Annotated in this window: 7 protein-coding genes; 4 read left to right on the top strand and 3 right to left on the bottom strand. The window is 44.3% G+C overall.

Annotated features, from left to right (window positions below; translation table 11 throughout):
* The 3 genes from QUB66_RS28665 to priA form a co-directional block, all read left to right on the top strand.
* On the top strand, nt 1–1024 hold a 1024-nt coding region (locus tag QUB66_RS28665), incomplete at its 5' end, for an ABC transporter substrate-binding protein (protein ID WP_332970649.1).
* 229 nt (nt 1025–1253) lie between these two features.
* Nucleotides 1254–3359 carry an ATP-binding protein gene (locus QUB66_RS28670; protein ID WP_332970648.1) on the top strand — a complete coding sequence of 702 codons (2106 nt, stop codon included), beginning with the start codon at nt 1254–1256 and terminating at the stop codon, nt 3357–3359.
* Nucleotides 3360–3652: 293 nt separating this feature from the next.
* Nucleotides 3653–6214 carry a primosomal protein N' gene (priA, locus tag QUB66_RS28675; protein ID WP_332970647.1) on the top strand — a complete coding sequence of 854 codons (2562 nt, stop codon included), beginning with the start codon at nt 3653–3655 and terminating at the stop codon, nt 6212–6214.
* A gap of 212 nt (nt 6215–6426) precedes the next feature.
* Here the strand turns inward: priA and QUB66_RS28680 are convergent, their stop codons facing one another.
* The 3 genes from QUB66_RS28680 to gltD form a co-directional block, all read right to left on the bottom strand.
* Nucleotides 6427–8691, bottom strand: coding sequence for a tetratricopeptide repeat protein (locus QUB66_RS28680; RefSeq protein WP_332970646.1), 2265 nt, complete (start codon nt 8689–8691; stop codon nt 6427–6429).
* Complete coding sequence (locus QUB66_RS28685) at nt 8675–10033, bottom strand: P-loop NTPase fold protein (RefSeq protein ID WP_332970645.1); 1359 nt, start codon at nt 10031–10033, stop codon at nt 8675–8677. The genes QUB66_RS28680 and QUB66_RS28685 overlap by 17 nt, the downstream gene beginning before the upstream one ends.
* A 376-nt stretch (nt 10034–10409) precedes the next feature.
* Nucleotides 10410–11894, bottom strand: coding sequence for a glutamate synthase small subunit (gltD, locus tag QUB66_RS28690; protein WP_332970644.1), 1485 nt, complete (start codon nt 11892–11894; stop codon nt 10410–10412).
* A 626-nt stretch (nt 11895–12520) separates the two neighbouring features.
* Between gltD and QUB66_RS28695 the strand changes: the two genes are divergently transcribed.
* Nucleotides 12521–13231 carry a hypothetical protein gene (locus QUB66_RS28695; RefSeq protein WP_332970643.1) on the top strand — a complete coding sequence of 237 codons (711 nt, stop codon included), beginning with the start codon at nt 12521–12523 and terminating at the stop codon, nt 13229–13231.
* Nucleotides 13232–13280 lie beyond the last annotated feature (49 nt).

Consider the following 13280-nt stretch of genomic DNA (forward strand, 5'->3'; position numbering starts at 1 on the left):
GCCATCAATTTTACCCTCGCTGATCCACGAATCAACACCAGTTTACTTGACGATAGGGCTTAACCGAGAAGTATTGCTTGGCATTGCTGCTGTAACACTGTGTACAGCCATATTAGCTAGTTGCACCACAGCAGAACCCCCTTTGCGAGTCGGTGCCAATGTGTGGCCAGGGTTTGAAACTCTGTACTTGGCTCGCAGTTTAGGCTACTACGATCATACCCCCATTCGATTAGTAGATTACCCTTCTGCTACAGAAGAGGTACGAGCCTATCGAAATGGAGAAATTGAAGCAGCAGGGCTATCTATCGATGAAGCTTTGGTCTTGGCAGCCACTAATCCCGATGTAAAAATTGTAGTTGTGATGGATTTCTCTAACGGTGGGGATGTGATTCTCGGAAAACCAGAGATTCAAAATGTGCAAGGCTTAAAAAACCGACCAGTAGGCCTCGAATCTACTGCACTAGGAGCTTTCATGATTACCCGTGCTTTAGAACAAAAAGGTATGTCACCTAAAGATATAAAAATTGTCTCTTTAGGAGTATCAGAACATGAGCGAGCCTTTAAAAAGGGAACTATAGATGCAGTTGTTACCTTTGGCTCGGCTCGGACAAATCTGCTAGCATCCGGTGCAAAACTACTGTTTGACAGTTCGCAAATTCCGGGTGAAGTTATCGATGTCCTTGTAGTGCGCGAGGATGTAATTAACAACCAATCAAAGGCTTTACAAGCTTTAGTTGACGGTCGGTTCCGTGCCCTAGATTACTTGACAAAAAACCCCCAGGATGCTGCTAGTAGGATTGCTCCCCGTACAGGAGTTACTCCAGAGCAATTCTTAGAATCTTTAAAAGGGCTGAGCAGTCAAGATCTGCAAGAAAACCAAAAATTACTAGGAAAAACAGACCCCTCATTGCTGAAGGGCGTCAAGCGATTGTCTCAAGTTATGTTAGACAATAAATTACTGCCTAAAGCGCTAGATCCCACTCCTTTGTTGGACGATAGGCTGGTCAAAAATGTGAAGTTGTGAACTGAAATAAATTTTGGTTCTTGATAATAAATTTGTGTTTAACTTGAATTTTTAGGAGTTTATTTGTGGTTAGTGGCAAAAACAATTAAAAGTGATAATTGTTAACCTAATTTATGTGAAAAATTATCTGTTTATCCACCAAATCTAGCCGGGACAAATCGGGGTTTCTGGCACGCGGTGCGTAAGTCATGAATAATCTATAATCTCAACTATTATCTAATTTCTAACTATGAAACGATTTCCTTTTCCTCTACGTTTCTCAATTCCGGTCATTCTGCTGATTTGCGGTAGTTTGCTGGGTTTATTTTCTTTTCAACGGGAGGTAGATCAGTCCTACCGCCGGCAAGAAGAACAGGGAATGAGCAATTTGAAGTTTTCCACCAATCAAATCTCAGGAATGCTGGAATATTTGTACCGCAGAGGAGATGTTGAGGAAGTGGAAATCGCCATTAGCAAGTTGGGGAGCGATCGCAATATCCGCTTAGCCTTACTTTGTGATGAACATAACACAATAATTGTGGCAACTCGTTACGAATTGCGGAATCGCCCTGTCAGCGAAATCTCATTACCTAGCTATTTACCAGCAGAATTTTCCAAAGTTCGGGAAATCATGTCAGGAGAAGTCAAGCTTTCTCAAAATAGAGAGAGTATCAGGGCAATTTATCCGGTTTTGTTGGGGGCTAAGCCGGGAGAAGTTCGCCCTTCGAGAGTCGGGATTCTTTTGCTAGAGTATGATCTTTTGTTGGTGAAGCAGCAAGCTTATGCAGATGCTTTACAGCGATCGACTGAAACGAGTATTGGATTAGCTTTATTTTGCGTGATTGTCTGGTTGTTTTTTGAGAAAACCTTGACTGGGCGCGCTGCGAGGTTGGTAGCAGCGAGCAACAGCTTCAGCAAAGGAAAATTGGGCGATCGCGCCCAACTGGGAGGTTCTGACGAACTTGCTCAGATTGCAGCCGCTTTTAACCAAATGGCCGGACGCATTCAGTCCCATACGGAGGTGCTACAGGAGAGCGAGAAACGTTTCAGAACCTTGGTTTCTAATCTCCCTGGTGCCGTTTATCGATCGGTATTCGATTCCGACTGGACGATCGAGTTTATCAGTGATGCGATCGCAGAAATTTCTGGCTATCCCGCCACGGATTTTATTAACAATCGAGTTGTAGTTTTTAACAGCATCATCCATCCTGAAGATGCAGAAATGGTAGAAGAAATTCTCGATCAAATAATTCTCGATCAACCAGAGTATATGATCGAGTACCGCATCATGAGACAGGATGAAAGTGTGAGATGGGTGTCAGAAAAAGGTCAAGGCATATTCAATGGAAACGGCGAGGTTATGTGGCTTGACGGAGTAATTTTTGACATCACCAATCGCAAGGGCGCTGAAGCAGAACTTCATCAAACCTTGCAACTTAAGGATGAACTTGCGGCCACTGCGACTGCTCAAGCTCAACAACTAGAACAAACTCTACAAAATTTACAGCAAACCCAGGCTCAACTCATTCAAACAGAGAAAATGTCTTCCTTGGGTCAAATGATTGCTGGTGTGGCTCACGAGATTAATAACCCAGTCAATTTCATTCACGGCAATATCGCCTACGTTACTCAATACACTCAAGAGTTACTAATTTTTCTTGATTTGTACCAGCAGGAATATCCTAATCCCAGCCATAAAATTGCAGCGTTTATCGAGGATAGTGACCTTGATTTTATCAAGAAGGATTTGCCGAAAATCTTGGATTCCATGAAAGTCGGTACTGGCCGCATTCGTGAAATTGTACTAAGTTTGCGAAATTTCTCTCGCTTGGATGAATCTGACGTAAAAAAAGTTAATATTCATGAAGGACTTGACAGTACCCTGTTGATTTTACAGAGTGCTGTCAAGGCTCAAGCCAATTTTGATGAAATTGAAATTGTCAAAAATTATGGAGATTTGCCGCCCGTTGAATGTTATGCTGGACAGCTAAATCAAGTATTTATGAATATTTTGAGTAATGCCATATATGCCTTGCACAATTCTGAAGACCAGGATTCAAACAAACAGAAAATTAACTTTCCTAGTCAGATTATAATTACTACATCTATTCAAGAACCAGATTGGGTAAAAATCAGTATTAAGGATAATGGGCCGGGAATAGATGACGCAGTGAAGGCAAAAATTTTTGATCCTTTTTTTACGACGAAACCAGTAGGTAGAGGTACAGGTTTGGGACTGTCAATTAGTTATCAAATTGTTGTGGATAAACACGGCGGGAGGTTGGAGTGCATATCCAAAGTGGGAGAAGGGACTGAATTTGCGATCGAGATTCCGATCGCGAAATCCCTCAGTTAAGTTAATATAAGCTGTTTTTAGTTGACTGATGGACAAATATCGGCTAAAGACTCCTTCGTCTTGAACACTCCCTCGTCTTGAACACTCGCACTTGGTATAATTCGGTAATTACCGGATTTGAGATGAAAACCCCTAGCGGGTTTTAGCCGATTATTGAGACGGTGAAAGGCATTGCACTGTCTTACTCTGTATTTCCTGCGATCGAAAACTGCGATATCGATCGATCGAGCTAAACTGAGGGATAATGAAAACTCCCTTTGACCGCGGCTCCTCCTAGTATGATGTGCAACCCTATGTCTACTGTCACTTTTGGTTTGTCAACCCCTATAGCGGCAGAGGCCGGGGCATCATACGGCAGCAGCCAACCGCCGCAACGCCCCACCGCACCGGCACAGTGGATCGAAGTTTTAGTGGACTCTCCTTTTAGGGGCGCGGGGGACTTGCCGGGGGAGGAAAACAAACTATTTACCTATGGCTTACCAGCCCAATTGAATGTGCAGCCGGGGGATATTTTGAGTGTACCCTTTGGCAGTCAACAGGTAGGGGCGATCGCGATTCGGTTCATTTCTCAACTGCCAACCGACTTAGATCCGGCGCGGGTGAAAGATGTCGAAGATATTGTCAGCACTGGATTTTTCCCGCCTACTTATTGGGAATTGATCGAACGTGTATCCACCTATTATTGCACATCATTAATTCAAGTAATTAGAGCCTCGCTGCCGCCCGGTTTGTTAAGCCGTTCCGTGCGCCGAATTAGGTTAATTAAAAGCGCCATTTGTCCAAATGCCGAAACATTTTTGAATCCCGCCGCCAGTCAAATCTTGCAATTGCTGCAAGCTCAAAAAAACGGCGATTACACTTGGAAATATCTCCAGGGGCAAGTCAAGGGAAGTTATCGGGGATTGAAAGATTTATTGCAACGCGGTTGGGTAGAAAGTTATTTAGAACCGCCCCATCCTCCCAAACCACAACTCAAACCGGCGGTGACATTAATTCCCAGTGCCTTTGTCACGGATTTAACCAAGCGGCAACAAGAAGTATTGGAAGTTTTGCGGCGGGGTGGCGGTGAAATGTGGATGAATGATTTGCTGAGAATTTGCAGCGCAAGTTCTTCGGTTGTCAAAAATTTGGAGCAAAAAGGTAGTGTTGTAATTGACCAAAGGGAAGTGCTCAGGGCCGATCGCGGAATTGCTCAATTACCCGATGCGCCAAAAAAATTAACTCATTTTCAAGCTGAAGCTTTAGCGTTTATTAACAGTTTTTCGGGATTCCGTCAAGTGCTATTGCACGGCGTTACAGGTTCTGGTAAGACTGAAGTGTATTTGCAGGCGATCGCCCCAATCCTCGCCAGCGGCAAATCCGCCCTCGTACTCGTTCCCGAAATCGGGCTCACACCGCAACTTACAGACAGATTCCGCGCCCGTTTTGGCGAGCAAATTTGCGTGTACCACAGCGGGCTATCCGACGGCGAACGTTACGATACATGGCGTCAGATGCTGACTGGAACACCGCAAATTGTCATCGGCACGCGATCGGCCATTTTCGCGCCATTACCTCACCTCGGCTTAATTATCCTCGATGAAGAACACGACAGCAGCTTCAAACAAGACCAACCAGCGCCCTGCTACCACGCCCGTACTGTTGCAAAATGGCGCGCCGAATTAGAAAATTGTCCGTTAATTTTAGGTTCCGCAACGCCAGCTTTAGAGACATTGGTGGGGACGCGCCGAGATTATAACTCGTTACCAACTATCCATTATTTATCATTACCAACTCGCATTTATTCCCGCCCGATGCCGCCTGTGGAAATAGTCGATATGCGCCAAGAATTGCGGCAAGGGAACCGCTCAATTTTTAGCAATTCCCTGCAAAATGCCCTGGAACAATTGCAAGCAAGACAACAGCAAGGTATTCTATTTATTCACAGAAGAGGACACAGCACGTTTGTCTCTTGTCGGAGTTGCGGCTACGTGATGGAATGCCCGAATTGCGATGTTTCTCTTTCTTATCACCACATCGGGGAAGGAAGCGCGGAAATTTTGCGTTGTCACTACTGCAACCACACGGAACGACACCCTCAAAACTGTCCTGAATGCAGTTCTCCTTACTTCAAAAACTTCGGTAGCGGCACCCAACGAGTGGAACAGGAATTAACGAGATTGTTTCCTGAATTGCGGGCGATTCGGTTTGATAGCGACACTACTAGAAATAAGGGCGACCACCGCCGATTGTTAACTCAATTTGCTAATGGGGAAGCTGATATTTTGTTGGGTACGCAAATGCTGACGAAGGGGTTAGATTTAGCTGGAGTCACATTGGTGGGAGTTGTGTCGGCTGATGGGTTGCTGAATTTATCGGATTATCGGGCTAGCGAACGGGCTTTTCAAACATTAACTCAAGTGGCGGGCCGTGCGGGGAGAGGTGACGATCCGGGGCGGGTAATTATCCAAACTTATACTCCCGAACATCGGGTAATTCAAGCGGTGAGGCGACACGAATATGCGGGTTTTGTGGAGACGGAATTAGCAGAAAGGGCGGCGCTAAATTATCCACCTTCGGGGCGGTTGATTTTGTTGCGGTTGAGTAGTGTTGATGCGGCGGAAGTTGCGGTGACTGCGGTACAATTGGCGTCTGTTTGTCGCGAATATATCGATCGACTTTCGGTGACTGGCTGCGAGATGTTGGGGCCTGCACCGGCGGCGATTATGCGGGTTGCAAATCGCTATCGGTGGCAGATTTTGCTGAAGTTACCTGTGGATGAGTCTGTGGATTTGTCGGATTTGATCGGGTTGCGCGATCGCACGTCGCGTTCTGTTAGTCTAACTATTGATGTCGATCCGTTGAATTTTGGTTGATTGGGGATGGATAAGTGCGATCGGGCACAGGAGAGGGCGGGCACGGGGCACCGCCCCTAGGATTATTTTGGGGTAGGGAAACGGCATTGTCATGTCCTCTGTTATATCAATTCCGGTTGCATTGGCATGATTTAACCGCAGAGAACGCAGAGAACGCAGAGTCAGAGAAGAGAGAGATGAATAATTCCGATCAAGGGCGGATTGGATATTACTTAAACATCCGGGTTGTGCCACTCTCGCTCGATTTTTTCTAAATCCTTCGCGGCTCTCAATTGTTGAAATATTTGATGGGCTGTGTTGTAATGTTGTTGGGCAAGTTCTGGGTTGTTACGTTTGCGTTCAAGTCTTGCTAAATCGTAGTTGGCATCGGCAATTTTGCTAGGTTCTCCTAGTTCTTCTAACTTCGCTAAAGACTCTTTTAAAAGGGGTTCTGCTGCATTCAAGTTACCCCTAAGCATCTCAATTTCTCCCAAACAACCGATCAAACTTGCCATACCAGAGCGATCGCCCAATTTTGTCTTAAATTCCAAACATTGTCGGTACAATTTCTCAGCTTCATCCCAATTGCCGAGATTTTTCTCTATATTTCCCAATAGTCCCCAACAAATTGCCATACCAGACCGATCTCCTAATTCTGTCCTTAATTGCAAAGATTGCTGATACAATATCTCCGCTTTATCCCAATTGCCACGTCTTAACTCGATATCTCCCAATAGCTCCCAGCAAGTTGCTATACCAGAGCGATCTCCCAATCCTCTCTCAACTTCCAAAGATTGCCGGTACAATCTCTCCGCTTCATCCCAATTGCCGCGATTTCGCTCGATATCTCCCAATTGTCTCCAACAAGTGGCCATACCAGAACTATCTCCCAATTCTGTCTTAAATTCTAAACATTGTCGGTATAATCTTTCAGCTTCATCCCAATTACCACGCTTTAGCTCAATATCTCCCAATACTCCCCAACTACTTGACATAACAGAGCGATCGCCTAATTCTGTCATAATTTCCAAACATTGTCGGTATAATCTCTCGGCTTCATCCCAATTGCCACGCCATCGCTCAATATCTCCCAATTGTCCCCAACAAGTTGCCATGCCAGAGCGATCTCCTAATTCTGTCCTTAATTCCAAACATTGTCGGTACAATCTCTCAGCTTCATCCCAATTACCGCGATTTCGCTCAATATCTCCCAATTGTCCCAAACAAGTTGCCATACCAGAGAGATCGCCCAATTTTGTCATCAATTCCAAAGATTGCCGGTACAATCTCTCCGCTTCATCCCAATTGCCACGCTTTAGCTCAATTTCTCCCAATAATAAACTAATTATCATAACAAAGGGAACATCTGGCAATTCACTGAATTTTTCTAAAATTTGTTGATAATACCACTCAGCCTCATTCAGATTCCACATTTCTTTTGCTACCCATCCTAACAGTAAATAGGCAATAGCTTGCAAGTAAATATTCCCTACTGCTTGTGCAATCTCTAAATATTCCTGATAAAAAACCTTTGCTTGTGACCAATCCCGCAACTTCTGAAAGACATTACCCAAACCATATAAAGCATTAGCTTCCCCGTGGCGGTTTTCCTGTTTGCGGGCAATTTCCAGCGATTTTTGATAGGCATTCACTGCCGCCAAAAATTGTTGCTCTTGCTGATAAGATTCTCCCAATCCCTGGTATACTTGAGCTTGCAGCGCTAAATTTTTTGTTTCAACAGTCAACTCCAATGCTTTTTCTAAATATTCTCTCGCTTTAGCTGGCTTTTCTTGACTGAGATAAGCAACTCCTAATTGATGTAAAATGTTGCTGCAAGCACTAGGATTTTTTTCAGAACCAGAATGGCTCGGACTGTATTCCATCAACAAAGACTCTAAAAGTTCTATTCTTTCTTTCTTCTCCGGTGGGTTTAATGTCCTAAAAATTTTTTCCAGATCGAGAGTTCGAGCAACGGCTTCATCTCTAGTAGCTTGAGTAGTTTTAAACAGAAATACACCCGATCGCCACGCCCAAAAATCCGGTGCAAACTTCGCCAAACGAGTAATTGCATAGTCCGGCAAAACAAACAGCATCGGATGGGGAACGCTGGTTTTATAAGCATCTCGTACCCAATTAAGGTCTTGTAATACCGGAGGATATTCGTCAAATTTGCCGATCGACTTTTCCAATCCCCGCACAATTAAAACTAATTTTTTATTTGGTTCTCGCTGAATAGTAGGTAAAATTTTGATAATTTCGTCTCGAAGAAAGCGCACATTTTCATCAAAACTCAAAACTTCAAATTGAGTTTCTTGAGAAATAGGATGATTTTTCAATCCCTCAATTAGCAAATCAGCTTCCGTATTAAAATTAACTTCGACAAACCCAATTGTAAACTTTTCTGAAAAATCAACAAACGTCAACAGTTGAGGAAATACCTGCGGATTTCGCGATAGAAATCGCCTAATTTCTAAATCTCTATTATTCTGGGTTGACATTAGATTCTCTCGCATCTCGAAGAGCTTTTTTGAATTCTTCACTTTGCTTTACTACCGGATTCGGATAGTTCCATCGATTTTGGCCGTTGTATTCCAAAACCGAAGTATTGAATAACATTAATTGACCGACATCATCTTTAGTAATATTTTTCGTCAAACAAACTTCAGCTAAAACTGGGTAGTGACTTTGCGGAATAAACCGCTCAAAATTAAATTGCTCTTGTTTAATTGCATAAATAACATCTTCAGCATTTATTTTATCATGCTCGTTAGTGCTGGCAGTTAAACAAGCCGTCTGCATCATCTGCATGAGTTGGCGAACGTGACCCCCGCTGGCTTTTGCCAATTCCAGCAATTGTTCGCGAGACTCAAAAATTTTGTCAACTTCAACCCGGCGCTCGATTAAACTAGCCATAGTATCTAAGCCTGCTTGGTTGTAATTTAAGTCACAATCATCTCGATTCAACTCATAGATATTGACCATCGGGACAATGTGAGGATTGCCAAAATTATTATTGAGATTTTTAGTAGAATAAAGAACTGAAAGGGGTACTGTATAAACGATAGTACAATCTAATTGTTGAAGTTGAGCCCCATAATCAAAGAATAAATGATTCGCCACCTCTGGAGGAACGCGGTCTAAATTGTCAAATATAATCAAAAAACCCTTATATTTGGAATTTTTTTTTCGCAGTTTTTTGACAGCATCATTTAACAGTAAGTTGATATCGGCTTTTAATCTAGAAATATCTTTTTCTAAAATTTGACGAATTGTTTTTTTCTGCTTATCAGAACCTTTAATTTGTGCCAGTAACTTTACCAACAACTTTGCTAAAAATGGAGCTTCCGGCCCCAAAGTTGCTTCTCCTTCGACACTTACGGAACTTTCAACACTTCGTTCTGTTTCTTGGGTGACATCCTTAAACCAAGCCTCAAAATTCTCCATCAGCCGAGGATCTAATTTCAGACCCAGCCGACGCATTTCAAACTCAACTTGCTTAATGGTGATCAAATAAAAATCTGTATAACCGACATCATTAATATCTGTCTCTTCGTTGACCTCCAGATAAATGACGCGATAATCTTTTTCCCACTCCTTTTGAATTCGCTTCAATTCGGTACTTTTGCCGCAGCCACGATGTCCTGTAAACAGGATTGTGGTATATTTTTCGGCTTCTTGAAAATCTAAACGGGTATTCACACTTGCGATCGCTGTTGTTTTGCGAACGCCTGATAAGTTAACATAATAGCGATCGAGGTCATCGCCTTCTAAGGGTTCGACATTACAAAGTTGATAAGCAGTTTTGAGGGTAGTGGCGCGGTTGATAGGATGAGTAGTCATATATTTTTAATTTAGTAGATGTATTGCAGGAAACCCGAACAATTTATCAAAATTATGTTGTTTATTTGTTTCTATTTTATCACAATAGATTCGTAGTGAGGATTAGAGTCCTGAGAAAAGAAAAGATTTTAGTCTTTACTACAAACCAATGGAGTCAAGGTAGGGAAACGGCACTGCCGTATCCTCTATCCGTCAATTCAAGGTAGGGAAACGGCACTGCCGTGTCCTTTATCTTGTCAACAATCGCGTTAAGACAGGCCAAGGACACATCATTTCACAAGTCAAGGACACATCATTTCACAGGCCAAGGACACATCATTTCACAGGCCAAGGACACGGCAGTGCCGTGTCCCTACGGCATTTCACAGGTCAAGTATTAAGGCAAATCAGTCTCACCCATCAAATAAAGATCGCACTCCCGCGCCACACCGCGCCCTTCATTAATCGCCCAAACCACCAAACTCTGACCCCGGCGACAGTCTCCCGCCGCAAAAACTCCCGGAATACTGGTTGTATACTTTTCGTGCTCCGCCTTCACATTGCTGCGCGCGTCGCGTTCCAATCCCAGCGCATCCAGCAGCGGCTGTTCCGGGCCCAAAAAGCCCATCGCCAGCAACACAAGCTGCGCCGGCAACACTTTCTCGGTGCCCGCGATTTGCTTAGGAATGAACTGCCCGTTCTCGTTTTTCGCCCACTCCACCTCAACAGTGTGTACCGCTTTGACGTTGCCGTTTTCGTCGCCCTCAAACTTGGTAGAGGTGGTGAGATAGCCGCGCGGATCATCGCCGAATTTGGCGGCCGCTTCTTCTTGGCCGTAATCCAAGCGGTAGACTTTCGGCCATTCCGGCCAGGGATTGTTGGCGGCCCGTTCCGAGGGCGGTTTGGGCAAAATTTCAAGCTGTACCAGGCTTTTGCAGCCGTGGCGGATGGAGGTGCCCACGCAGTCTGTCCCGGTGTCGCCACCGCCGATAATCACGATATCTTTGCCTTCGGCGGAGATGAAGTTATCGTTGGTGCTCTTGTCTAAAACTGCTTTGGTGTTGGCTGTCAAAAAGTCCATCGCGAAATGGATGCCTTTTAATTCCCGCCCTTCGATTCCTAAGTCGCGGGGTTTTGTCGCGCCAGTACACAGTACAACGGAGTCGTATTCTTTTAGCAGTTGTTCGGCTGGTAAGTCTTTCCCGACTTCGGTGTTGCAGACAAAGGTTACGCCTTCGGCTTCGAGGACTTTCAGGCGGCGCATCACGACTTGTTCTTTGTCTAGCTTCATGTTGGGGATGCCGTACATTAGCAGGCCGCCGGGGCGATCGGCTCTTTCGTATACAGTTACCAAATGACCTGCTTTGTTCAGTTGCGCCGCAGCCGACAAACCGGCGGGCCCGGAACCGATGACGGCGATTTTTTTACCAGTACGTTTGGCGGGGGGTTCGGCGGTAATCCAGCCTTCATCCCAGCCTTTGTCGATAATCGAGGCTTCGATGTTTTTAATCGTGACTGGCGGGTTGTTGATGCCGAGCACGCAAGCGCCTTCGCAGGGGGCGGGACAGACTCTGCCGGTGAATTCCGGGAAGTTGTTGGTTTTGTGGAGTCTGTCTAGGGCTTCTTTCCACAATCCCCGATATACTAGGTCGTTCCATTCGGGGATAAGGTTGTTGATCGGGCAGCCGCTTGCCATGCCGCTGATGATGCTGCCGGTGTGGCAAAATGGAATGCCGCAGTCCATGCAGCGCGCGCCTTGGCTGCGGAGTTTGTCTTCCTCCATCGGTAGGTGAAATTCGTCCCAGTTGTGGACTCTTTCGACTGGTGAGAGTTCGGAGGGCAATTCGCGGAGGAATTCGATAAAGCCTGTTGGTTTTCCCATAGTGCTGTTTTGGTTAGAATTTACTATTCTGGTAGTTTTTCAAAGGTGAAGCTTGTATGCTTCTGAACTAACTATTATCATCTCAATTGTGGGCGATCGCAGTTCAGATTGAGCAATTTCTGAAATCTTCTATATCGCCGGGAGTCGGGGAATATCGATCGACAGCAAAGAAACCGGGTTTTTACAGAGATTAAAGGTTTTGATGCAGTATTTTCGCAAAAAACCCGGTTTCTGCCTAATTTCAGCATCGCTGCCACCAGTTTCCCACTCAAATGCAACTGCTGCTGGGCCGCGATGCTAACGCTGATGCCAATACGCTTGGGATTCAGACAGTCCCGAAGGCAAAACGAGAGTGAAAAACAGATACTGCGATTGCTTCGTTCCTCTCTTAGGACAAAAAAAGCGTTAACGCTAGCGGGTTAACTCGGACAGCCCGCCAACATCAACTTTCCAGCGCAGTCTCCATCAGCGGGGTCTGGAAATACGATACAAAAAGTTATAGCCGTTGCAAAATATTAATTTTACGATATACTACTGTAAATCTTTGAGATATAGTGAAGTATAGTCTGTATCATATATGTGACAAGTAATTGCCTAGAGTTATGTAGCCCTGAAATCACTATATTATGAAAGAAGTTCGCCTCACAGACCTTGATGAATTAGCTCTTAAAGTAAGAGATAGAACAGCACGTTCTTATATTTTGGAAGCAATAGATGCATATCGGGGAGGCGCATACCGTTCATCGATCGTATCAACGTGGATTGCAGTCACTTTTGACATTATTTCAAAAATAAGAGAGTTGGCAAGCCAAGGCGATCCGATGGCACAAGATTTTATAAGCAAATTAGATAAGGCTATTGCAAATGAACACCTTCCACTGCTTCAGAAAACAGAAGAAGATTTATTGAAAACAGCAACGGCTGATTTTGAATTTTTGTCAAACCAAGAACAGACTGATCTTACTCTCCTGAAGAAGGATCGAAATCTTTGCGCTCATCCCGCATTTGTAGCTGAAGAAATGCTATTTGAGCCTGAGCCAGAAAGGGTTCGGATGCACATAGTTCATGTTGTTAAACATCTTTTACAGCATCAACCCATACAGGGAAAAAGCGCAATTGAAAGAATCGTAAGGGACATCAAAACCACCTCATTCCCACCCACATTAGATACAGCCTGTGTCTTTCTGAATTCTAGATATCTTGATCGTGCAAAAAAAACATTAATTGAGAATCTTATATTTTTGCTTCTAAAGGCTATTCTGCGTGGAGATTTACCTGATCTGCCATTAACTTATTCAAGACAGATGATCCAGGGCTATTTCATTCTGGTTGAGTAGCTGATATGATAATAAAGTATTGTAGTCATTCACATGATATGTCATGTCT

This window comes from Microcoleus sp. A2-C3, from assembly GCF_036706065.1.
In the GTDB taxonomy this organism is placed as follows: Bacteria; Cyanobacteriota; Cyanobacteriia; order Cyanobacteriales; family Microcoleaceae; genus Microcoleus.

Bases quoted from the DNA above. Each gene is read 5' to 3' on its own strand.
- QUB66_RS28695 (WP_332970643.1), top strand. From the start codon at position 12,521: ATGAAAGAAGTTCGCCTCACAGACCTTGATGAATTAGCTCTTAAAGTA.
- QUB66_RS28685 (WP_332970645.1), bottom strand. From the start codon at position 10,033: ATGACTACTCATCCTATCAACCGCGCCACTACCCTCAAAACTGCTTAT.
- priA (WP_332970647.1), top strand. From the start codon at position 3,653: ATGTCTACTGTCACTTTTGGTTTGTCAACCCCTATAGCGGCAGAGGCC.
- QUB66_RS28670 (WP_332970648.1), top strand. From the start codon at position 1,254: ATGAAACGATTTCCTTTTCCTCTACGTTTCTCAATTCCGGTCATTCTG.
- QUB66_RS28680 (WP_332970646.1), bottom strand. From the start codon at position 8,691: ATGTCAACCCAGAATAATAGAGATTTAGAAATTAGGCGATTTCTATCG.
- gltD (WP_332970644.1), bottom strand. From the start codon at position 11,894: ATGGGAAAACCAACAGGCTTTATCGAATTCCTCCGCGAATTGCCCTCC.